Origin of the sequence: Nocardia sp. NPDC050175 (assembly GCF_044459885.1) — a bacterium.
Classification (GTDB): Bacteria; Actinomycetota; Actinomycetes; order Mycobacteriales; family Mycobacteriaceae; genus Nocardia.
Window position 1 is genome coordinate 11,799 of record NZ_JBITJI010000010.1, and the last position, 22,479, is coordinate 34,277.

The 22,479-nt window shown below is 66.4% G+C and carries 21 protein-coding genes; 7 read left to right on the forward strand and 14 right to left on the reverse strand.

The window, feature by feature from the left end:
• Positions 1–45: 45 nt before the first annotated feature.
• Positions 46–2,469, reverse strand: a complete 2,424-nt coding sequence (locus ACIBK2_RS30210) for an HAD-IC family P-type ATPase (RefSeq protein ID WP_396972020.1) — start codon at positions 2,467–2,469, stop codon at positions 46–48.
• A gap of 35 nt (positions 2,470–2,504) precedes the next feature.
• On the opposite strand from ACIBK2_RS30210, the gene rarD reads away from it, so the two are divergent.
• Genes rarD through ACIBK2_RS30225 form a run of 3 tightly spaced genes read left to right on the forward strand, consistent with a single transcriptional unit; the run spans position 2,505 to position 4,185 of the window.
• Positions 2,505–3,434 carry an EamA family transporter RarD gene (gene rarD, locus ACIBK2_RS30215; RefSeq protein ID WP_396972022.1) on the forward strand — a complete coding sequence of 310 codons (930 nt, stop codon included), beginning with the start codon at positions 2,505–2,507 and terminating at the stop codon, positions 3,432–3,434.
• Positions 3,435–3,452: 18 nt separating this feature from the next.
• Positions 3,453–3,737, forward strand: a complete 285-nt coding sequence (locus ACIBK2_RS30220) for a type II toxin-antitoxin system VapB family antitoxin (protein WP_379287155.1) — start codon at positions 3,453–3,455, stop codon at positions 3,735–3,737.
• On the forward strand, positions 3,724–4,185 hold the full coding sequence (locus ACIBK2_RS30225) for a type II toxin-antitoxin system VapC family toxin (RefSeq protein ID WP_396972024.1): 462 nt from the start codon (positions 3,724–3,726) through the stop codon (positions 4,183–4,185). The genes ACIBK2_RS30220 and ACIBK2_RS30225 overlap by 14 nt, the downstream gene beginning before the upstream one ends.
• 208 nt (positions 4,186–4,393) lie before the next feature.
• Here the strand turns inward: ACIBK2_RS30225 and ACIBK2_RS30230 are convergent, their stop codons facing one another.
• From ACIBK2_RS30230 to ACIBK2_RS30245, 4 genes are all read right to left on the reverse strand, one after another.
• On the reverse strand, positions 4,394–7,693 hold the full coding sequence (locus tag ACIBK2_RS30230) for an arabinosyltransferase domain-containing protein (RefSeq protein ID WP_396972486.1): 3,300 nt from the start codon (positions 7,691–7,693) through the stop codon (positions 4,394–4,396).
• A gap of 175 nt (positions 7,694–7,868) precedes the next feature.
• Positions 7,869–8,408: a hypothetical protein gene (locus tag ACIBK2_RS30235; RefSeq protein WP_396972488.1), complete on the reverse strand. Its 540-nt coding sequence runs from the start codon at positions 8,406–8,408 to the stop codon at positions 7,869–7,871.
• Positions 8,409–8,567: 159 nt separating this feature from the next.
• Positions 8,568–9,887, reverse strand: coding sequence for a DNA polymerase IV (locus tag ACIBK2_RS30240; RefSeq protein WP_396972490.1), 1,320 nt, complete (start codon positions 9,885–9,887; stop codon positions 8,568–8,570).
• Positions 9,888–10,048: 161 nt separating this feature from the next.
• The gene (locus ACIBK2_RS30245) at positions 10,049–10,390 is read right to left on the reverse strand and encodes a TfoX/Sxy family protein (protein ID WP_396972026.1); all 342 of its coding nucleotides are present in this window, start codon (positions 10,388–10,390) and stop codon (positions 10,049–10,051) included.
• Positions 10,391–10,723: 333 nt separating this feature from the next.
• Here ACIBK2_RS30245 and ACIBK2_RS30250 point away from each other — a divergent pair, with 333 nt between their 5' ends.
• Positions 10,724–11,608, forward strand: a complete 885-nt coding sequence (locus ACIBK2_RS30250; protein ID WP_396972028.1) for a UTP--glucose-1-phosphate uridylyltransferase — start codon at positions 10,724–10,726, stop codon at positions 11,606–11,608.
• Positions 11,609–11,665: 57 nt separating this feature from the next.
• On the opposite strand, the gene ACIBK2_RS30255 is transcribed toward ACIBK2_RS30250, so the two are convergent.
• Positions 11,666–12,169 carry an NlpC/P60 family protein gene (locus ACIBK2_RS30255; RefSeq protein ID WP_396972029.1) on the reverse strand — a complete coding sequence of 168 codons (504 nt, stop codon included), beginning with the start codon at positions 12,167–12,169 and terminating at the stop codon, positions 11,666–11,668.
• Between the two features lie 351 nt (positions 12,170–12,520).
• Between ACIBK2_RS30255 and ACIBK2_RS30260 the strand changes: the two genes are divergently transcribed.
• Positions 12,521–12,886, forward strand: coding sequence for a nuclear transport factor 2 family protein (locus ACIBK2_RS30260; protein ID WP_396972031.1), 366 nt, complete (start codon positions 12,521–12,523; stop codon positions 12,884–12,886).
• 27 nt (positions 12,887–12,913) lie between these two features.
• On the opposite strand, the gene ACIBK2_RS30265 is transcribed toward ACIBK2_RS30260, so the two are convergent.
• On the reverse strand, positions 12,914–13,564 hold the full coding sequence (locus ACIBK2_RS30265; protein ID WP_396972032.1) for a TetR/AcrR family transcriptional regulator: 651 nt from the start codon (positions 13,562–13,564) through the stop codon (positions 12,914–12,916).
• A gap of 41 nt (positions 13,565–13,605) precedes the next feature.
• Between ACIBK2_RS30265 and ACIBK2_RS30270 the strand changes: the two genes are divergently transcribed.
• Positions 13,606–14,022, forward strand: coding sequence for an ester cyclase (locus ACIBK2_RS30270; RefSeq protein WP_379287139.1), 417 nt, complete (start codon positions 13,606–13,608; stop codon positions 14,020–14,022).
• Positions 14,022–14,174: a hypothetical protein gene (locus ACIBK2_RS30275; RefSeq protein WP_396972034.1), complete on the forward strand. Its 153-nt coding sequence runs from the start codon at positions 14,022–14,024 to the stop codon at positions 14,172–14,174. The genes ACIBK2_RS30270 and ACIBK2_RS30275 overlap by 1 nt, the downstream gene beginning before the upstream one ends.
• A 45-nt stretch (positions 14,175–14,219) precedes the next feature.
• Here the strand turns inward: ACIBK2_RS30275 and ileS are convergent, their stop codons facing one another.
• From ileS to pgeF, 7 genes are all read right to left on the reverse strand, one after another.
• On the reverse strand, positions 14,220–17,276 hold the full coding sequence (gene ileS, locus ACIBK2_RS30280; protein WP_396972492.1) for an isoleucine--tRNA ligase: 3,057 nt from the start codon (positions 17,274–17,276) through the stop codon (positions 14,220–14,222).
• 424 nt (positions 17,277–17,700) lie between these two features.
• The gene (locus tag ACIBK2_RS30285) at positions 17,701–17,901 is read right to left on the reverse strand and encodes a hypothetical protein (RefSeq protein ID WP_357391202.1); all 201 of its coding nucleotides are present in this window, start codon (positions 17,899–17,901) and stop codon (positions 17,701–17,703) included.
• A gap of 77 nt (positions 17,902–17,978) precedes the next feature.
• Positions 17,979–18,836 carry a DivIVA domain-containing protein gene (locus tag ACIBK2_RS30290; RefSeq protein WP_379287134.1) on the reverse strand — a complete coding sequence of 286 codons (858 nt, stop codon included), beginning with the start codon at positions 18,834–18,836 and terminating at the stop codon, positions 17,979–17,981.
• Positions 18,837–18,904: 68 nt separating this feature from the next.
• The gene (locus ACIBK2_RS30295; RefSeq protein ID WP_014983168.1) at positions 18,905–19,207 is read right to left on the reverse strand and encodes a YggT family protein; all 303 of its coding nucleotides are present in this window, start codon (positions 19,205–19,207) and stop codon (positions 18,905–18,907) included.
• Positions 19,208–19,296: 89 nt separating this feature from the next.
• Complete coding sequence (locus tag ACIBK2_RS30300) at positions 19,297–20,106, reverse strand: cell division protein SepF (RefSeq protein ID WP_396972037.1); 810 nt, start codon at positions 20,104–20,106, stop codon at positions 19,297–19,299.
• A 267-nt stretch (positions 20,107–20,373) separates the two neighbouring features.
• Positions 20,374–21,174 (reverse strand): YggS family pyridoxal phosphate-dependent enzyme, encoded by an 801-nt coding sequence (locus ACIBK2_RS30305; RefSeq protein WP_396972039.1) that lies wholly within the window; start codon positions 21,172–21,174, stop codon positions 20,374–20,376.
• On the reverse strand, positions 21,174–21,899 hold the full coding sequence (pgeF, locus tag ACIBK2_RS30310; RefSeq protein ID WP_396972041.1) for a peptidoglycan editing factor PgeF: 726 nt from the start codon (positions 21,897–21,899) through the stop codon (positions 21,174–21,176). The genes ACIBK2_RS30305 and pgeF overlap by 1 nt, the downstream gene beginning before the upstream one ends.
• Positions 21,900–22,479 lie beyond the last annotated feature (580 nt).

Below are 22,479 nucleotides of genomic sequence, written 5' to 3' on the forward strand. Positions count from 1 at the left end.
TCGCACAAGGCTTCTCGCGGCGCGCCGGGTCGGATGTCCAGTTTGTCAGGAATCGCCGTTATTCGCGGTCGGGAACAGTTTGCCCTTCTCGCCGAGCAGCGACGCGCTGACCCACCACGCGACCTCGACGAGCACGATTCCGACAGCGCCGCAAATGAATGCGGCCGTGGTGAGCCCGACGTCCGACGGATCCAGCTTGAAGAAGTGCCGGGTGAACGGGACGGTGAACAGGATGACGTACGCGGCCACCGAGGCCCCGATGAGCACCACCTTCCACCACACGTACGGCCTGGCCACGATGGCGAGCACCCACACCGCGATCATGATCAAGGTGATCAGCGCGGTGGTGCCTGCCTGCTCCTTCTGCTGCGCGGTGGCGTCGGGACCGGAGTAGGCGATCAGGTAGGCGACGAAGGTCGCGACGCCGATCACCACGCCGGACGGGATGGCCAATCGCATGACGCGGCGGACGAATCCGCTGCGGGCGCGCTCGTTGTTGGGCGCGAGCGAGAGGATGAACGCCGGGATGCCGATGGTGAACCAGGCGGCGATCGTGACATGCCGCGGCAGGAACGGGTAACCGATCGGGTCGTAGCCGAAGATCTGCGAGCCGATGCCCGCGATGCCGATCAGGAAGGCGAGCAGCACCGAGTAGACGGTCTTGGTGAGGAACAGATTCGAGACCCGCTCGATGTTGCCGATCACCCGGCGGCCCTCCCCCACCACGTACGGCAGGGTCGCGAACTTGTTGTCCAGCAACACGATCTGCGCGACCGCGCGGGTGGCCGGGCTGCCCGCGCCCATCGCGACGCCGATGTCGGCGTCCTTGAGGGCGAGCACGTCGTTCACGCCGTCGCCGGTCATCGCGACGGTGTGGCCGCGCGACTGCAGGGCGGCCACCATGGCGCGCTTCTGGTCCGGGCGGACCCGGCCGAAGGTGGTCTCGTGGTCGAGCACGTCGGCGAGTTGTTCACGGTCGTCGGGCAATTCGCGCGCGTCGACCGCGTGGTCGCCGCCCGTGAGGTCGAGCGAGGAGGCGACCGCGCCCACCGAGACGGCGTTGTCGCCGGAGATCACCTTGATCGAAACGTTCTGGCTGGCAAAGTATTCGAGGGTTTCCTTGGCGTCCGGCCGGACCCGCTGTTCCAGCACGACCAGCGCGGCGGGGCGCACGGTGCCCGGCGCGTCCGCGGCGTCCACCGGACGGTCGCTGCTGGCGAGCAACAGGATGCGCAGCCCCGAGGAGCCGAGTTCCTCTGCGACCCTGGCCTCTTCGGAGTTCGGGTCGAGCAACACGTCCGGCGCGCCGAGCAGCCAGTCGCCGTGCTCGCCGTAGGAGCAGCCGCTCCACTTCTTGGCCGAGGAGAACGGCGCGACCGCGGTGCGCTGCCAGCCGGGGCTGTCCGGCAGCGCCTCGGCGATGGCCTGCACGCTCGCGTTCGGGCGTGGATCGTCGGCCGCCAGCGCGGCCAGGGCCTGCCGAACGTCGTTGTCCTCGAACGAGTCCAGGGTCTTGATGTCAGACAGGCGCATGCCGTTCTCGGTGAGCGTGCCGGTCTTGTCCGCGCAGACCACGTCCACCCGGGCCAGGCCCTCGATGGCGGGCAGCTCCTGCACCAGGCATTGCCGCCGCCCCAGCCGCACCACGCCGACCGCGAACGCGACCGAGGTCATCAGCACCAGACCCTCGGGCACCATCGGCACCAGCGCCGCGACCATGCCGCTCACCGCGGGCCGCCACGACTCCTTGCTGGAGAACAGCTGGTTGTAGATGCTCAGCAGGCCGGCCGGGATCAGCAGGTAGGTGATCACCTTCAGGATGGTGTCGATGCCGCTGCGCAGCTCCGACTTCACCAGGGTGAACTTGCTTGCCTCGTCGGCCAGCTTGGCCGCGTAGGCGTCCTTGCCGACCTTGGTCGCGCGGTAGCAGCCGCTGCCGGAGACCACGTAGCTGCCCGACATCACCTCCGCGCCGACCTGCTTGTCCATCGGGTCGGCCTCGCCGGTGAGCAGCGACTCGTCGATCTCCAGCAGCGAGGACTCGGCGACCTCGCCGTCGACCACGATCTGATCGCCGGGGCCGAGCTCGATCAGATCGTCGAGGACCACCTCGCGCGGCGCCACCTCGACGGCCTTGCCGTCGCGGCGCACCGTCGGCTTGGTCTGGCTGACGATGGCCAGCTTGTCCAGGGTGCGCTTGGCGCGGACCTCCTGGATGATGCCGATCGCGCTGTTCGCGATGATCAGCAGGCCGAACATGCCGTCGATGATCGAACCGGTGGCCAGCACCAGGATGAACAGCACGCCGAGCAGGGCGTTGATCCGGGTGAAGACGTTCGCCTTGACGATGTCGCGGACCGAGCGGCTGGCCCGATCCGGCACATCGTTGGTGAGCCCGTCGCGGCGACGTTGCTCGACCTCCGCCGCGGTGAGTCCGGTGGCGCGCGAAGCCTGCACGGTTGTCGACATGACCGCAAGGCTACGTGAGAAGTAGCGTCGGAAGCGTGCAGCGGAGCAGGTCTATCCCGGGTGTTGCGTTCGGTATGAGCGCGTTTTTCCTCTGGGGTTTGTTCCCCGCGTTCTTCGGGTTGCTGGCGTTCGCCAGTGCGGCCGAGGTGGTCGCGCAGCGGATCCTGTGGACGTTGCTGGTGGTGCTCGCGGTGCTGATGGTGTCCGGGCGGCTGCGCGAGCTGCGTGGCATCGGCGCGCGGATCTGGCGGCTGGCCGCGGTGGCGTCGGCGGCGATCGCGATCAATTGGGGTGTGTATGTGTACGGCGTCACGTCGGGGCAGGTGGTGGAGTGCGCGCTGGGGTACTTCATCAACCCGCTCGTCACCGTCGCGTTCGGCGTGCTGATCTTCCGCGAGCGACTGGCGAAGGCGCAGTGGGCCGCGCTCGGGCTCGGCGCCGCCGCGGTGGCGGTGCTCACCGTCGACTACGGCAGGCCGCCGGTCATCGCGCTGATCCTTGCCTGCTCATTCGCGACCTATGGCCTGGTGAAGAAGGTGATCCCGCTGGACGCGGTGCGCGGCATCGCCGCCGAGGGGGTGGTCGCCGCGCCGTTCGCGCTGGCCTTCGTCATCGTGCTCGCGGTCACCGGCCGCAGCGAATTCGGTTCCAGCGCAGGGCATGCCGCGCTAATGCTGGCCACCGGCCCGGTCACGCTGATTCCGCTGCTGCTGTTCGCCGTTGCCGCGCAACGGGTTCCGCTGTCCACCATGGGCCTGCTGCAGTACCTCACCCCGGCCCTCCAGATGGCCTGGGGCGTCGCCGTGGCGCACGAACCCATGCCCGCATCCCGCTGGGCCGGTTTCGCGCTCATCTGGGCGGCCCTGGCCATCTTCACCGCGCACGCGTTGCTGCGCGCACGCCGCACGCACCGCGAAGGGCGCGACGGTGGGCTCGTCCAGAGCTCTATGCAGAAATCTGCATGATGGGATACAGTTCTCTGCATGCGGACCACCCTTGATCTGGACGATGCGCTGCTTCGCGCCGCCAAACAACGGGCGGCGCGGGATGGACGGACCCTGACCAGTCTTATCGAGGAGGCGTTGCGCATGTTGCTCGAAGAACTCACCGAGCGTGACACGGCCAAGATGGACATCGCCCTACCCACCTACGGTGGCGACGGACTCCAGGTCGGCGTCAACTTCGGCGACTGGAAGACCGTCCGAGACGCCGACTACGAAGAGGACGACGCGCGGCTGCGATCGGCACTGACCGATGCTGCTACCTGACGTCAATGTCCTGGTCTATGCCTACCGAACCGAGTCGCCCGACCACGCCGACGTCCATGCGTGGCTGACTGCGCTGGTGAACGGGCCCGCCACCTTCGCAGTGAGCGAGCTGGTGCTCAGCGGATTCGTTCGGGTAGTGACCAACCCGCGCATCTTCCGGACGCCGACCCCACCGGACCAGGCCCTCGAATTCACCGAAATCCTGCTCGGCGCACCGAATTCCCGGCCCGTGCGTCCCGGACCTCGCCACTACGAGATCTTCGCGGACCTATGCCGCACGATGGACGCCAGAGCCAATGATGTTGCCGACGCGTACCACGCCGCGTTGGCCATCGAGTCCGGCAGTGAATTGGTCACGTGCGACCGTGGTTTCGCTCGCTTCCCGGGCCTTCGCTGGCAGCATCCACTGCCGGCGAAGACGAAGAAGTCAAAGGCTCGGTCTCAGTAGCCGGGTTGAGATGGCCGCCGCGTCACGGGCCTGCTAGCTGTCAGCGACGGCCACGCCATTGTGATCCGACGGACTCCGCCCGCCTGTGGACGGACACCTTCGCTGCGCGCTCGCCGCACCCGCGCCACCCAAATGGTCGATGCGTCAGCGGAATCGGAGCACGCTTAGGCGCTGACCCGCATTCGTGAATGCGGGTCAGCGCCGTTCACTACCAGTCGGTGTTGATGTGGCCTGGGGTCCAGGTGCCCCAGCGTTGGGTTTTGTCGATGGTGACGTGTGCGGGTTGGGCGTTGGGGTCGAGTGGGAGGTACTGCTCGATCGAGCCCCAGTCGCGATCCCAGTCGTCCTTCAGATACGCGGGCAGCGCGCGGGCGGTGAACAACAGCTGGGTCCAGCCGAGCGGACCGCCGCCATCGTGCGCCTGCCAGAGGTTGGTGATGGTCGCACCGTTGCGGTCGGGCAGGATTCGGTAGCTCGGCAGGTCACCGACGCCGGCGTGGGTGGGAGCCAGGTTCTGGCATGGGTAGGTCATGGCGACCTCCCAGTCCAGTAGGACCGGCGTCCGCGAACCGACCAAGTCGGTCAGGGTTTTCGTCTGCGGTACGCGCGGCGGGGTCACCGCGAGCCACTGATCCTTGCCGAGATCCTTATCGCTCGCGACGATTCGAACGACGTCCGCGTCACCGGGCAGTCGGTCGAACGGGACACGCACGTTGCGCCACGACGGGGACGGCCCGATGTCGATCGGGTCGACGCTGCCGAGTGCGGTTGCCGTGCCGTCGGATCCGGCGCGGCCGTACTCCACGCGCAGATCCTGGCCAGGGTGCACGATGCCGTCGCTGTCGACGTGCCGGATCCGACCGGCGACCGCGATCGAGATGATCGGGCCACGACTTCCGTTGCTGTCCTTGGGAAGTCGGTACCATCCTGTCGTCAGCTCGGCAGGCTCCTGGGCGCCTTCCCGATAGCTGCCGAGCACCGGGATGGTCGCCGGATCCAAACCGAAGGGCAGCGGGACACTGCTGCCGTTGATCCCCGCACCGGTCGACGTGCCGGTCTCGGAACCCGGCGACTTAGACCCGGCCTTCGGATCCACCGGCTCACCGGAATCGGCACTGGTGACGGAATTAGCCTTGCCCGTGGTGGATTCGATCTCATCAGAGGTGAGGTCGGTGGCCACCCCGTTGGGGGTGAATCCGGTCGATCCGGACCCAGCCAGCGCCGTTGCGACATCGCCGGTCAGCGGGCTCAGCACCGACGCGTTGGGGTCGGTCTCAACCAACACCTTGTCCGCGAGCCCGCACCCACCGGAAACGGTTGCGCCGAGGTTGGATTGAGCGACCGAATACGACGGATACTGCGCCACTGCGGCTTTCGCCATCGACAGCACTTCGAACAGCACCATGGCGGCCGCGACGACGGCAAGGACCGGAATGCGTCCGACCTTGCCGGGTATCGAATCAGGTCGCGGCTGAGCCTCCGGCCGCATGTGGAACCAGGCGGCGGCGACCAGCGCGAGAACCGAGAGGCCCGCTGCGAAGGTAGACAGCCCGAAACCGGCAAGCATCGGCGCCTTGTCCCAAAACGGGACTCCCCATGCCGACACCCACCAGTACCCGTTGGCGCCAACGAAAGTCAGCGCCAGTGCGAACAAGACTGCCGCAGCGAATAGTGCACGGTTACGCAGCGGACGGGTGACTCGGGGACTGATCGCGACAGCAGTGAGGGCAGCGACGCAGGCGGCCAGCCCGGCGAACACGCCGAACTGATGGATCCACTTCGTCGGGGAGAACATCATGAGCGCCATCGCGGCGACAGTGATACCGATGAGTCGCCGCGGCGGCCCGACGGCGGTCCCTGGGATATGCCCACCACGGCGCAGCATCGTGACCACGCAGACCACCAGACCGAGCAGCATCATGAACATGCCGAACCGCCGGGTCAGCCAGCCGTCACCGCTGGGCTGCAACAGATACTGATAACGCAGGAACTCCAGGAACCATGAGGCTCCGTCGCCGGGCCCGATCCGATCGTGCACGTAACTGAACTCGAGCACACCGGCCAAAGTTCGATCCGCGAAGACCACAGTCAGCACCACAACGCCGGCAGCAAGCAAGGGCAGCAGCAGCGCGAGATAACCGGAGTTCTTCGCCCGCCGCATGAGCACCGAGGTCATACTTCGTGCGCCCGCGGCAAGCGCGCCGATGCAGATCAGGCCCGAGGGCGCACAGGTCAAGGTGAACGCGGCGATGACGATCGCCAGCGCATAAGGCAGCAGCCGCCGAGATGCGATGGCCCGTTCGACCGAGGCCCAGGTAAGGATCACGCCAAGCGCCACAAAGGGTTCGGCGCGCAGGCCGTTGTTGTAGGGCAGCCAGAACGCAAGGAACACCAGTCCGCTGGTCCACACGACGACCGGCTTGTCACGCAGGGCAGCGCCGAGCCGGGGCAGGAGTTCACGGCTGATCACCCACCAGGCGATGACACTGACGATCAAGGTGGGCAACCGGACCCAGGGACTCACCGATGACACATGGGTCAGCAACCCGATCATGTCGGTGTACGGCGTGTAGAACGGCCCTTCATCGACGCTGAACCACCGGTAGTAGTTCGACATGAATCCGGAGCTGCGCTCGGCGCGAGCCATCCCGAGGATATAGCCGTCGTCAGAGGTGTTGGCACCGATGAAGTGCCACAACAGCAGCGTGGCGAAAACCAGATAGTCCGCCGGACGCAACCGCCACCAGCGGGCGGGCAGGAACCGCCGTGACTTGCGGCCATCGATGCTGTCCAAGCGGTACAGCGCGACCAGCGCAACAAGTGTGGCCAACGCGGCCAGCACCATCGCCACCAGTTTCAGCGATGTCGGTGACGACGAAAAACGTGAATCAACTTGGACATTCACCTGCAACCCGGACGGCGCCGCGCCGGTCAGATCGCTGAAGATACCGACAACTTGCGGGCGGATGTCGGAAGTAATCTCCTTGTCCGAATCCGCGAATCCCGGTGCTGACACGGTGGTCCGCTGCGTACCCATCTCGATGCCGACCGTGCAGGACCGATCGCGGACCGCACTCAGCGGCGAGGACCACAGCAGCATGTTGCGCGACACCACGTCGACCCGGCCCGGGCGATCCGCCGCGTCAGGGACGACCTTGACGACGAAACCGTAGTGCTCCACGTCAGGTGATTGGCGCGGAATCGTCGACACCACCATGCCGCCCGAATCTGCGAGTGCGGCGAAAGCTGCACACGGAATCTGCGCGGAGAGATTCATCGGCGCGTAGGTGATCAGCGGCGACGTCACCGACGTGACCGCGGCCGTCTGCGGCCACACCACACTGGATTGGTCCTGGCGAACAGGCAAGAACGGGATCGACAGTGCGGTGAGGATCGCAAGGATCCCACTGATGATCGCCACCAACCGGATTCGACCAGACGCGACACGACGCGCACTCGGATCCTGCTGGTCTCCCCGCTGTGCCGAGGGTTGGGCGGACTCACGCACAGCGTCACTGACAGTCACGACGGTGGATGCTAGCGCGAAATCGTCGGACGACACAGAGTCCCAGCTACCGGCACCCGAATCACCAACTCAGCCTGTACATTCGGCAACGAGCGGCACCGGACAAAACGGCCGTTGTCGCGGCCGACTCACAGCGAGTCGGCCGCGACGAAGCGATTTAGCCGCAGGCCGTGGAGGTCTGGCCGAGGTTGGTCAGCATGGCGCAGGCCCAGGACTTCTGGATCTTCCACTTGCCGTTGTCGGCGACGAAGGGCACGTCGACGATGTTCTCCTGGCCGTTGACGACGAACTTGGCCTTCGCGTTGACGCTGTCGCCGAAGCTGGAGACGTCGGTGACCTCGATCTTCACGTCGGCGCCCTTGGCGGCCTGGGAGAGGCGATCGGGCAGGGACGGGTCGGCCTCGGCACCCTGGACGCCGTCCAGCTTCTCCGACGCCGGCACGGACGGGTCGAGCGCGCGGGCCAGCGCCGTGTTCAGCTCCGCGGGGGTCGGGATAGGCGGCAGGTTCGCGGCGTTGGCCGACGCAGACGCGCTAGCGCTGGTCGACGTCTTGGCGGCGGGCTTGCTGTCCTTGTCGTCACTGCTGCATGCGGTCATGCCCAGCGCGGCAACGACGGCCAGGCCGGCGATCGCGATGCGGCCAGTCTTACGAAGCTTCAACTGCTCGTCCTTTGCGTTCGAGTAGGTCCGTGTCATGTCCACCAATGGCAGCCTCCACCCGATCGGCGGCGCTGCACGAGCTCCCAGGCTACCGGCACAGCAGAGAACCGCGTGGACCCACACGGGACAGACTGATGTCGTCGGCAGCGAACGTACGCGGTGGGCTCGGCGATGTCGAGCCGTTCGCTGGCCGGGTCATCGCAGACTGTCCAGCGGATCGGCTCTGGTCAGGCTCGGATCGTCGGCCGGGAAGGTGCGGGCCGGGCCGGGGCCGGTCGAGCGGGTCTCGAAGCGGACGGTCACTACGCCGTAGCCACCGCCCTGCACCCAGCCGTGGCCGTGCTCGGGGTGTTCGACGTCCACGCCGGGGTACCAGAGCGGGACCGACAGCGGCGTCGCGAGCGGCGCGGGCTCCCCCGCGGTGTCGTCTTCGGCGGGGACGGCGGTCTGCTCCCAGTCCTCGGCGACCGGCACCTGGTCCAGTTCGGGAAATAAGGATTCCTGTCGCACGGTGGATAATCCGCCGTAGCCGACGCCGACCAGCCGGATCGCGCCGAGCTCGGCCGGGTCGATCGCCGAGCGTTGCGCGGCGGTGGTGAGTGTGACGAGGTCCTCGGTCGCGTACGGCAGGGTAAATGAGCGCGTCACGATGCTCATGTCGGATTTGCGTAGCTTGAGCACGACGGTGCGGGCGGCGCGACCGTCCTTGATCAGGCGGCGATGCGCGGCCGCCGCCATCGATTCGATGGCGGGGCGCAGGTGGGCCAGCGTGACGATGTCGGTCTCGAAGGTGGTTTCGGCGCTGATCTGTTTGGCCTCGTTACGTTCGGCGACCGGCCGGTCATCGATGCCGCGGGCCAGCCGGTGCAGTGCGGCGCCGACGCTGCCACCGAGGATCGACATTGCCTCGGATTCGGGCAGCGCGGCGAACGCGCCGACCGTCTCGATGCCGAGCGAACGCAGCTTGTGCTCGGCCACCGGGCCGATCCCCCACAGCTTGCGCACCGGCAGGGCGGCCAGCATCTGTTGCTGTTCGACCGCCGAAACCACCCGTATCCCATCAGGTTTGGCGAGCGCCGAGGCGATCTTGGCAAGTTGCTTGCCGGTGCCCGCGCCCACCGAGGCGGTCAGCCCGGTGCGTTCGCGCACCACCGCGCGCAGTTCTTCGCAGAACTCCTGCACCGTCGCCACCGTCGCACCGGCCAGTTCGGCGGGCTCGCCGAACGCCTCGTCGAACGACAGCGTCTCCAGCACCGGGATCCGGCTGCGCAACGCGTCGAACACCTGCCCGCTCAACGTGCCGTACACGACGCCGCGCGGCGGCACCACCACCGCGGTGACGCCGACCAGCCTGCGCGCCATATGCATCGGCATCGCCGAACGCGCGCCGTACACCCGCGCCTCGTAGCTCGCGCCCGCGACCACGCCGCGCCCGCCGGTGCCGCCGACCAGGACCGGCCGCCCGCGCAAGGTGGGCCGGGTCAGCTGTTCGACGGACGCGTAGAACGCATCCATATCGATGTGCAGCACCCAGCGGCGGGCCGTGCTCTGCGCGTCGGCGCGCACAGAGCTCCCCACATCGACGACAACGCTCCCCACATCGGCGGGGACCGCGCCCCGCACGTCGGTGGGTGCAGCGCTCTGCGCGTCGATGCGCCAACGCGGATGCTGCTCGCTCACCGTGGTTTCGCCGAGGGTTTCCTGGACTTGGGTACGCGCACCGGCAACTGGTCGGCGGTGCGCTGCACGAACTCCCCCAACCAGGCCGAATCCGCCAATCGCGGCGTCGGCACCCGGTAGTAGTCCTTCGCGCCGGGATACGGCGGCGCCAACCAGGATTCCTCGGCGTAGTCGGTCGCGACCGCGGTGGGTTTCACGAACAAATGATCGTCGGCGATCAGCGCGACCAGCTTGTCGTCGCAGTACAGACCGTACTCACCGAACATCGCCCTGGCCCGCACGTCCAGCGGCTCGAGCTGCTCGAGAATCTCGGCGACAGTAGCCTTGTCGGTACTCACGACTGCGCCTCGCTGGCGCTCGGCTCCGTCGTTCGCACAGACGCTGTGTCGATGGTTCGCTCGCTGCGCTCACTCACGAACGGAAATCTACGCCCGGACACCGACAGATCCGGACAGGTCCCGACGCTGGGTAGTCACTACGTACTTGCTGTTGATTTCCTGTAGAGATCGCCAGCGGCCGACCACCCGGCAGACACCTGACCTTGAACGAACAACCAGCCCACGACCTGGGCGGATATCGACCGCGCCAACGCACTACACGGCTTCGGTAAACAGTTGACGAAGCACGGGGACCGCCCTTGCGGTCCAGCTTCGTATGTGATGATCGGACCCATGAAGATCCGCAAGGCCGTGATCCCGGCCGCCGGTATCGGTTCCCGGCTCCTCCCGCTGACCAAGGCCATCCCGAAGGAGATGCTGCCGGTCGGCGACAAGCCGGTCATCGAACATACGGTCCGCGAGCTGGTCGCGTCGGGCATCACCGACATCACCATCGTGGTCAGCAGCGGAAAATCGTTGATCCAGGACCACTTCCGGCCCAACCCGGCCCTGGTGGCCCAGCTACGCGCGGACGGCAAGACCGCATACGCCGACGCCGTCGAAGAGGTCGGCGAGCTGTCCAGGCTCGGCCACATCACCTACCTCGACCAGCACGGCCCCTACGGCAACGGCACCCCGGTGCTCAACGCGGCCCGCAATCTGGGCGACGAACCGATGCTGGTGCTGTGGCCGGACGACGTGTTCGTCGCCGATGTCCCGCGCGCCCAGCAGCTGATCGACGCCTACGAGACGACCGGCGCCCCGGTGCTCGCGCTGATGCCGATGGACCCGTCCGAGTCGCAGCGCTACGGCGTGCCGGTGGTCGCCGACGACCAGGGCAACGGACTGCTGCGCATCACCGGCCTGCGGGAAAAGCCCAAGCCCGAGGACGCGCCGTCGGACTTCGCCGCGATCGGCGGCTACGTGGTCACCCCCGGCATCATCGACGAACTGCGCACCCAGACCAAAGCCTGGTACGAGCACCGCTCCGGCGAGGTCTACCTGACCGACGCGATCAACGTGCACGCCGCCGACAACCCGGTGTTCGGTCAGGTGATCCAGGGCCGGTGGTACGACACCGGCAACCCGGCCGACTACTTGGTCGCCCAGTTCGCCTCGGCCCTGGCCAATCCGAAGTACGCGCCGCTGCTGCGCAGCCTCGTCGAGGAGACTGACTGATCATGTTGTCCCGCACCGGAATTCGCACGCAATATCCGGTGCGGGAAGACGTGTGGGCTAGAAGCGCCGGATGGCGTAGATGTCGAACTGGCGCAGCGGGCTGAGCCCGACGGGGACGCCCCAGTCGTAGGCGTTGAAGATCTGACCGAAGCCCGCGTAGATGCCGACATGCGAGCCGTCGGTGTTCAGCACCACCACGTCGCCGGGCGAGAGCGCGAAGAACGGGACGGGCGCGCCCGCTCTGGCCTGCTCCCAGGTCGTGCGCGGAATGTTGACGCCGACCTGCCGGAACGCCCACTGCACCAGGCCGGAGCAGTCCCAGGCGAACGGGCCGGTGCCGCCCCACTCGTACGGCTTTCCGGTCTGCGAGGTGGCCGCCGCCAGCGCACCTACTCCATGGGAGCTGGGCAGCGGAATCGCGGCCGAACCGGAGGCGGACAGGGATTCGGCGCTGCCGGTCACGCTCCCGGTGTCCGACCAGCCGGGTCCTGCCAGGAGCAATGTCGCGGCCGTGGCTAGGAGGAATCCGAAAGCGATGCGACGCAAGGGTTTTCTCTTCACGTGCTCGTCCCTTCCGGCGGCCCGGCGTGCGGGTCACCGTCCGGCGGTCCCGGCTGACGCCTGGGTCGAGCAGCGTCATCCATGAGGAGCCGCAGCCGCTGGGTTCACGAACTCACTGCTGCCCCAGAAGTCGATATCTGCAACAACAGCACCAGCTCCGATTCTGCCGCGCGGCTCGGACCTGCGACAACAGTTCAGCAAATTTCTAGCATGTGATCTACATCACATTCACGATTAATACTTGCAACTTATTCACATCCGCCAAACCGATTGCATAATGCAATCAATCTGGCTTACAGTCGACGGGCTGCGGGAGCGCGCAGCGACGAACCAGCGTGCGGGAGAACCATCGTGTCGGCGAACAAGCAAACGGTCGAGCGGTACATCGACGGCTTCAACAAGACCGATCACCAGCAGATCCTGTCCTGCCTGACCGACGACATCGAATGGACCGTGTTCGGCTGGTTCCGGCTGAGCGGAAAAGACGCCTACGACAAGGAGATCGAGAATCCCGGCTTCACCGGCAGCCCGCGGCTGACCATTCGACGGATGGTCGAGGAAGACGATGTCGTCATGGCCGAGGTGGCCATCGAGGCGACGACGGTCGAGGGCGAGCTGATGCACATGGTGGCGGGCGAGGTGTTCGTGATGCGCGACGGGCTGATCTCGGAGCGGCGCGCCTACCTGATCCAGCTCAAAGAGAACGACTACAAGTAACCGAAAGTCGTTGCCACGGTGCGGCCTTCACTCGGGTCGCACCTCGGCCACCGCGGCGCGCACCAGGGCGCGGGCGGCCCAGCTCATCGTCTCGGTGGCGGCCTCGGGATCGAGCCCGCAGGTGTCGCGCGTGGAGACCAGGGCCTCGACACCGAACACCAGCACGACGGCATTGACCAACCGCTCCAGCCGCTCGGCCGAGAGCGTGTCACGCAGCGGCTCCAGCGCGACCCGCGCCATCTCCAGCCGAGTCACCCCGCGCACCGGAACCCGTTCCGCCTCAGGCACATCGACCTGACCGAACCAGCGATCGAGGGTTGCCCGGAGTACGCCACGCCACACCACTTCGTCCGCGAACTGGAAGGCGCAGCACTCGCGCACCACCCTGTCGATCCGGGCCTCCACGTCCTCGGGCAGGTCATCCAGGAAATCCGGATAGCCACCGGTGAACCCGGCCTGGCGGGTGGCCATATCCGACCACAGCGACTGCGGATTCGGGAAGTACCGGTACGCGGTGGCGGTGGAGACCTTCGCGGCCTCGGCGACCTCGGCGATCGAGGGCGAGTGACCGTTGCGGGCGAGTTCGAGCGCGGCACTGATGAGGGCTTCCCTGGTGCGCATCTTCTGATTTGCCGCTCGACCACTATTGAGAATCTCGTCTCGCCGTGAGAAAGTCATCTCACCACGATAGCAGAATCTCACTACGGAGGGCGTGTGTGATGACCAGAGAAGAGATGGACGAGCTGTTCGAGCGGCACTGTGCGGCCGAGGCGGCGAACGATGTGGACGCGATCATGGCCACGCTGGCCGACGAGGTCGAGCACGACGCCGTCGGCGATCCGCAGGGCACACTGCGCGACCCGGCCGCGATCGCGCAGCGCTACCGCGACCTGTTCGAGGCGATCAGCGAGGACAAGATGGAGTCCATCCACCGGTATTACGGCGAGGACTTCTTCGTCGACGAATCCGAGTGGCACGGCCGGGCGACCGGCATGTTCCTCGGCGTCCCCGGCAACAATCGGCCGATCAGCTTCCGGATACTGCACGTCTGCGAGGTCCGCGACAACAAGATCAGCCGAGAGAACGTCTGGCTGGACTCCGCCGCGATCATGCAGCAGTTACTGGCACCGGCCTGATGGGTGCCTACAAGGCGGCCAAGCGCGGGGTCGCGGCGGAGCAGCAGGAGCGGCGCGACCGGCGCTGGGACAGTGTGGTCGCGCACTGGGCGCCGCCGCTCGGCAATCGCGCGTCGGCGGCACAGCCCGGCCACAAGATCGCGCCGAAATAGCAGGGGCGGGACCGGTATCGGCCCCGCCCCTGCTATTTCGAACCGTCAGGCCTTGGTGACCTGAGCGCGCACGCCCCCGACCAGGTCGGCGGCGTCGCCACCCACGTCGCCGAGGGTGAGGGTGGTGGCGAGGATCTCGCCCGCGATCAGGTCGCGGTGCGTCTCGGCCCACCCGGCCCGGTCCTCGGGCACCGCGAGTACCACGGTGATCCGGTCGGATACGTCCAGCCCCAACGACTTTCGGGTCTCCTGCAGATCACGGATCAGGTCGCGGGCCCAGCCCTCGGCCTCCAGTTCCTCGGTGACCACCGAGTTCAGCACCACCAGGCCGGCATTGCCGGGCAGGGCGGCGGTGGACTCCGGTTCGGCGGCGACCAGGCGCTGCGTGTATTCCTCAGGGAGCAGGGCGATTCCGGCGGCGGTGACGACGCCGTCGGCACCCTCGGACCACTCGCCCGCCTTGACCGCCTTGATCACCGTCTGCACGTCCTTGCCGATGCGCGGGCCGGCGGCCCTGGCGTTGACGACCAGTTCGAACCGGCCGTGCACGGCGACGTCGGTGGTCAGGTCGACCTTCTTGACGTTCACCTCGTCGGCGATGATGTCGGCGTAGGGTGCCAGCCGCGCGGCGTCGGCCGCGGCGATGGTGACCTCGGCCAGCGGCAGCCGCACCCGCAGGTTCTGCGCCTTGCGCAGGCTCAGCACCGTCGAGCAGACCACGCGGGCCTCGTCCATCGCGGCAACCAGTTCCGGATCGGCGGGCAGCTCACCGTCTTTCGGCCAATCGGTCAGGTGCACCGACTCGCCACCCGTGAGTCCACGCCAGATCACCTCGGTGATCAATGGAAGCAGCGGCGCAGCCAGCCGGGTGACCACCTCGAGCACCGTGTGCAGCGTGTCCACCGCGTCCGGTTCCTCGCTCCAGAAGCGCGAACGCGACCGGCGCACATACCAATTGGTGAGCGCGTCGGCGAAGCCACGCAGCTGATCGCAGGCACCGGCGATGTCGTAGGTCTCGAACGCCTCGGTCATCGCGTCGCGGGTCTCCGCGAGCTTGGCGAGGATGTAGCGATCCAGGACGTGCGGCGAATCCGTGCGCCAGGTACCGGGTTTCGAGGCGTACAGCTGCAGGAAGGTCCACGCGTTCCACAGCGGCCGCAGCGCATGGCTGACGCCCTCGCGGATGCCGCGCTCGGTGACGATGAGGTTGCCGCCGCGCAGGATCGGCGAGCTCATCAGGAACCAGCGCATCGCGTCCGAGCCGTCCCGATCGAACACCTCGTTCACGTTCGGGTAGTTGCCCTTGGACTTGCTCATCTTCAGCCCGTCGTCACCGAGCACGATGCCGTGCGCGACAACGGTTTTGAAGGCGGGGCTGTCGAACAGAGCGGTCGAGAGCACGTGCAGGTTGTAGAACCAGCCCCTGGTCTGCCCGTTGTACTCGACGATGAAATCGCCGGGGAAGTGGTTGGCGAACCAGTCCTTGTTCTCGAACGGGTAGTGCACCTGCGCGAACGGCATGGAGCCGGACTCGAACCAGCAGTCGAGCACCTCGGGCACCCGGCGCATGGTCGACTTGCCGGTCGGATCATCGGGATTCGGGCGGGTCAGCTCGTCGATCATCGGCCGGTGCAGATCGGTCGGGCGCACGCCGAAGTCACGCTCCAGGTCGTCGAGCGACCCGTAGACGTCGGTGCGCGGGTAGGCCGGATCGTCGGACACCCACACCGGGATCGGGCTGCCCCAGTAGCGGTTGCGGCTGATGTTCCAGTCCCGCGCGCCTTCGAGCCACTTGCCGAACTGGCCGTCGCGCATGTGCTCGGGAACCCAGTCGATCTGCTGGTTCAGCTCGACCATCCGGTCGCGGAAGGTGGTGACCGCGACGAACCAGGACGGCACCGCCATGTAGATCAGCGGCTGACCGGAGCGCCAGCTGTGCGGGTAGGAGTGCTCGATCGTCTCGTGCCGCAACAGCTTCCCTGCCGCCTTGAGGTCCTTGATGATCACCGGGTTGGCGTCGAACACCATCAGGCCCTCGTACGGCGGCACCATCGAGGTGAACTTGCCGCCCTGATCGAGCGGTTGCACGATCTCGATGCCGTTGGCGGTGCAGACGTCCATGTCCTCTTCACCGAAGGCCGGTGCGAGGTGCACGATTCCGGTGCCGGAGTCGGTGGTCACGTAGTCGGCGTTCAGCACGCGGTGCGCGCGCGGGTGGCCGAGGAAGAAGTCGAACGGCGGCGTGTACGCCAGGTCGGTGAGCGCGGCGCCGTCGAACTCGCCGAGCACCTCCGGCTCCTCACCGAACTCGCGGGTGTAGTGCGACACGCGTTCGGCCGCCAGCAGATAGCGCTTGCCGTCGGTGCCGCGCAGGTGCACGTAGCGCACGTCGGGGTGCACGGCGATCGCGAGGTTGGACGGCAGGGTCCACGGGGTGGTGGTCCAGATGATCGCGTTGGCGCCGTCGAGCGCGTGCAGCGGATGCTCGGCGGGCACGCGCAGCACCATGTCGACGGTGACCGCCGGGTCCTGGCGCATCTTGTAGGCGTCATCGAGGCGGGTTTCCTGATTCGACAGCGGCGTCTGCTCGTACCAGCTGTAGGGCAGCACCCGGAAACCCTGATAGATCAGGCCCTTGTCGTGCAGCGACTTGAACGCCCACATCACCGACTCCATGAAGTCGAGATCGAGTGTCTTGTAGTCGTTGTCGAAGTCGACCCAACGCGCCTGACGTGTCACATACTCGCGCCATTCGTCGGTGTAGCGCAGCACGGAAGATTTAGTGGCCGCGTTGAATTCGGCGAGGCCCATTGCTTCGATCTGTGATTTGTCCGTGATACCGAGCTGCTTTTCCGCCTCGAGCTCCGCGGGCAATCCGTGACAATCCCAGCCGAAACGCCGATCGACACGCTTACCGCGCATCGTCTGGAAACGCGGTACCAGATCTTTGACGTATCCGGTGAGCAAATGCCCATAATGCGGCAGACCGTTCGCAAACGGCGGTCCGTCGTAGAAGACGAACTCCGCTGCCCCGGAACGGTTTTCGATGCTCGCGCGGAAGGTGTCGGCGGCCGCCCATGCGTCTAGCACGCGGCGTTCCATCTCAGGAAAGGCCGCTCCGCCGCCGACACCAAGATCGACGCGCGGGTATGCGCTCACGCCTGCACCTCGCTGGCGCTCGGTTCCGGCATAACCGCATGCGCGGCTGTGTTTACTGGCCGCTCGCTACGCTCGCTAGTGCTGGAAGTTTCCGCCATGGCGGATGCATCTCCTCGTGCCGTTTCCGTAGGCACGGGGACGATGCCGGCGCCGGTGCGCCGATACCGCGGTACCACCCCGCTTGTCCGGCCAGAGCTGCCGGACCTCTCGTTATGAGCTGTGACGGGCTCACCCGTTCGGTTCTACTGGGCACCCTTGCCGAGCGGCAGCCGGTGCTGTTCTTCCGAAGGCTCCCCGGTGATGGCCGGATCAACGCCATGTTCATGTTTGATTCTAGCCAGTGCGGTCAAACCTGTTTACGGCCCACCTAGCGTTTCGCGTGGCGGCCCGGCGGCGGAGCCGAATCTTCGTCCGGCTTACGCATAGACAGGGCACTGACCAGCAAGAGCACCGCACCCAGTACGCACACCACGATGCAGCCCCACGCCCAGATCACCGATCCGGTGGTCAGCGCGGCTACCAGTAGTGCGAATCCGACGGCGGCAAGGACAAGCGTCAAGACGAGCATGGTGACCCCCAAGGCATGCCAGGCGGCTCGACAGTTCCTCTAGTTGTGTGAACTGCGGTGTGCTCGGTGTGAGCGGCTTACTTGCCACCCTTGGCAAACGTGGCGGGCTGCAGGTTGTTGGCCGTGTTGGCGTCGGCGAAGGCCTCGCCACCGTCGACCGGGACCGCCGAGCCACGGTTCTCCAGCTCCTCGAGCTGCGACTCCAGGTAGGACTTCAGCCGCACCCGGTACTCCCGCTCGAAGGTCTTGAGCTGCTCGATCCGGCTCTCCAGCACGCTGCGCTGCTGGGTGATGGTCGCCATGATCTCGGTGTGCTTGCGCTCGGCATCGGCCTGCAGGGCGTCGGCCTTTTCCTTGGCCTGACGCAGCTGGTTGTCCGAACGGGACTGCGCGTCCGACAGCATCGCGTCGGCCTTCTGCCGGGCATCAGCGATCATCGCCTCGGACCGGGTCCTGGCATCGCCGACGAGACGCTCGGAGTTTGCCCTGGCGTTCGACAGCAGGTTTTCCGCTTCGACCTTCGCGTCGCTGGTCAGCCGGTCCGCCATCTCCTGGGCGAGGCTGAGCACCTTGGCGGCCTGCAGGTTCGCGTCCGCACTCGGCGGTTCCTTCGGGGCGGGCGGCGCGGGCATCGGGGCAGGCGGGGCCTGCTGCACCGGCGGCTTGATCGGCTCCGGAGGCGGCGGCGGGGCCTGCTGGACAGGCGCTTTCACGTTGTTCGGGCCGACGGGACCGCGATTCTTTTTGGCATCGGCCAGTTCCGCGTCGAGTTCGGCGACCCGCTGACGCAGATCGGCGTTTTCCTCGATCAGACGCGAGAGTTCCTGCTCGACGAGATCCAGGAAGGCGTCGACTTCATCCTCGTTGTAGCCGCGCTTCCCGATCGGCGGTTTGCTGAACGCGACGTTGTGCACATCGGCTGGAGTCAGCGGCATGGAAGGATCCCTTCACGCGTCTTTTGGAGATCTAGCAGATCTAGCAAGCTACTTCACGGCCCATTCTGTCACACCGGGGCTACCGGTTGCCCGAGCCTGCCCACGATCGACATCAAGATGAAGACGATGAAAAGCAAGACCATAATCGACAGATCCAGGCGAATTCCTCCCAGTGACACCGGTGGTATCAACCGCCTCAGGAGTTTCACCGGAGGGTCGGTGATCGTGAAGATCACCTCCAGGATGATGACCACGACACCGGTAGGGCGCCAGTCACGAGCGAAGCTTCGGATGAACTCGACGATCACCCGGCTGATCAGCAACAGCCAGAAGATGAACAGTACGAAGTACAGCACCGCGAACAAGGCCACTACTTCACTCTGCCGCAAAATCCGCTTTGCGCAAAATGACCGCGCCGCCCCACCTGCGACCGGTCTGCAACACCCCCCAGATCACGACCTTATTTCTGGTTGTAGAAGCCGGTTTCGGCGATGCGTCGGCGTTCTTCGGCTGATACGTCGACATCGGCCGGTGAGAGGAGGAACACCTTCGTAGCAACCTTGTCGAACGAGCCACGCAGCGCGAACGCGAGTCCGGCGGCGAAGTCGACGAGGCGCTTGGCGTCGGCGTTGCTCAGATCGACCAGGTCCATGATCACCGGGTTGCCCTCGCGGAACCGCTCGCCGATGATCCTGGCCTCGCTGTAGTCGCGCGGGCGCAGTGTCGTGATCTTGGACAAGGGGCCTCCGTCCTCGAAGATCCCCGGCCTGCGCGCGGGTGCCGGCTCGGGGCGCACGCGCTCCTCGAGCCTGCGCTCCTCGGCGTCGGGATCGACGGCGAGCGCACCACGGGTGGTGCCACGCAGCGGCGGCGCGGTGCCGCCCGCCCGGAACCGGCCGGACGACGGCGCGGTCTCGATGCGGGTGGGTCGGCGCTGCGACTCGTAGCGGTCCTCGCCGTAGGGCTCGTCGGCGTACTCGTCGCGGCGGGAGACGGGGTATCCGGCCTTGTACGGCGACTTGTACGCGGGCTCCGGGTAACCGGCGTCCTCGCGTTCGAATCCGTCGGCGGCGTAATGATCTGCGCCGTAACGGTCTTCGGCGTAGCGATCGGCTGCGTAGCCGTCACGTTCGGGGTAGTCACGGGGGCGAGGGCGACGCGCGACACGATCGTCACTACCCCGAGGGGCGCGATCGTCCACGTAGTCGTCTTCGTAATCCTCCAGAGGAACCATGCCGAAGTACGCCTTGAACTTATGCAGCGTGCTCATGACTTCGCCTCGCTGACGCTCGACGAAGCCATGACCACGAGGGTGGCTGCGTCCATTGGCCGCTCGCTGCGCTCGCTCATGACTGGACCCCGCTGACGCTCGGCGCAGTCATGACCACGATGGTGGCTGCGTCGAGAACTCGCTCGCTGCGCTCGCTCATATTGGTCGACCTTCCTTCGGCCCCGGTGGCGGCCGGGTGTTGAAGTCTTGCTCAGCCCTCGTCTGCCTCAAGCATATGTGTCGAATGTGACTGATGAGGTTTCTTTGCTACGCCGAGGTTATCGGTCGAGCGCCCATCAAGGCGGTACCGACACGCACACACGTGGAGCCGTGTTCGATGGCGGTTTCCAGATCGCCCGACATTCCGGCGGAAAGTTCTGTCGCAGCGGGATGCTCGGCAAGCAGCATGGTGTGCAATGTCGCAAGTCGTGCAAATGCCGCATCAGACTCGGCCCCCAATGGCGGAATGGCCATCAGACCGGACAGTCGTAATCCCGGAGACCCCGCAACATGTTCCGCGAGGCGTGCCAATTCGTCGGGTGCGACACCGCCGCGAGACGGATCGTCATCCAGGCTCACCTGCAGTAGGACGCGCACCGGGTCGGTCCGCTCCCCCGCGTCCAGCGCGGTCCGCGCACCCGCGTCAAGAGCCGTTGCCAGCCGTTCGCTGTCGACCGAGTGCACGGCGTGCGCCCAGCGCGCGACGACCCGTGCTTTGTTGCGCTGCAAGCGTCCGATCATGTGCCACTGCACATCCGGGAGGTCTTCGTCACTTTCGACGCTCTGCCCCACCAAATGTGGCTGCCCGACCAAAGTTGGCAGGGCTGCCACCTTTGCCGTGGCCTCCTGCTCGCGCGATTCGCCGAACTCACGCCGCCCGAGGCGGTAGAGGATCGCCACGTCCTCGACTGGGAAAAACTTCGTCACGGGGAGTAGACGCACCGAGTCCGGCTTGCGCCCCGCCGTGAGACAGGCCGCATCGACCCGCTGGAGTAGCGCGGCGAGATTGGTGGCCAGTTCGGCGGTGCGCGCGTCGACTTGCGGCGCAACAGCTTCCGGATTGGTCACTACCGCACCTCCGCCCAGATCACGCTACCGAGCCGACCGGTCGGTGCCCCGCGACGATGACTGAACAGGGTGCGGTCTTCGATGGTGCAACGCGGGTCGACAGCAACACCGTTGACGCCGGCTTCGACGAGCTGCCTGGTGATTCCGGCACGCAGGTCGAGCGAAGGGGTCTTGCGCACGGTGGTCGAAGCACTGCCCGGCAGATGCTTCTCCACATCGGCCCGCATCGCGGCAGGCACTTCGTACTGACGCCCCGACGCGGCGGGCCCGAGGAACGCACCGATCCGATCAACCCGCGCACCGATCGACACCATCGCCTCGAGCACCCGAGGCACAATCCCGATCCGAGCCCCGATCCGCCCCGCATGCACCGCGGCCAGCACCCCCGCCTCATCATCGGACAAAAGAATCGGCACACAGTCCGCGGTCAACACCACCAGCGCAAGCCCAGGAACGTTCGTCACGATCGCATCGGTAGCAGGCACCGGCTCATCCCGAGGCCCATCGATGATCTCGACATTGCGCCCATGAATCTGCTCCATCCACACCAGCCGATCCGGCGTAAGCCCGATCCCCTCAGCCAGCCGATCCCTGTTGCGCCGCACCGCCGCCGGATCATCCCCCACATGATCCCCAAGATTGAACGACTCATAAGGCGGAGCCGAAAACCCACCCGCCCTAGTCGTCGTCACTCGTCGAACGGTCAGCGTAGGGGCAGAAGTCATGCCAACGAGCCTAGTAGCGCCCCGACCCCCCGACGACCCGCCAGCGGAGGGCTACAACACACTCCGAACACCCTTTCCATGAGCCGAACACCCCCTGTACCGGGTATGAGGCTTACGGAAAGGGTGCTCGGCCACCACACAGGGCGCGCATCGAACACCAGCGACCCCCTACCCCCGCCAGCAGAATCCGCACCCTCACTCGGGATCGGCACTGGCTTTAGGGCCCTATTCCGAGTGCAGATCCCGAGTGAGAGTGCAGATCTTCAGCGAGACCGCCGGGTAGCCCGTTTCGCAGGGCGGATCGACGCCCCAACCGCCCCAACCGCCCCAACCGCCACGATCCCCGCTTGTCCAAAGCGCTTGGGACGCAACCGCAACCCGATCGCGACGTGAGAACCCATCCGTACACCCGTTGTGTCAGCCCCACACCGCCTGTACTGGGTGTGGGGCTGACACAGTGGGTGTACGGCGGTAGCTTCACCACCTCGGGAGCCGAGATTTCGCTGATTTTTGGGCTCTCGAAACGCCACCACAGCCAGATGACCACCTCGGGAACGCGACATCGCGCACCTGACGTGCA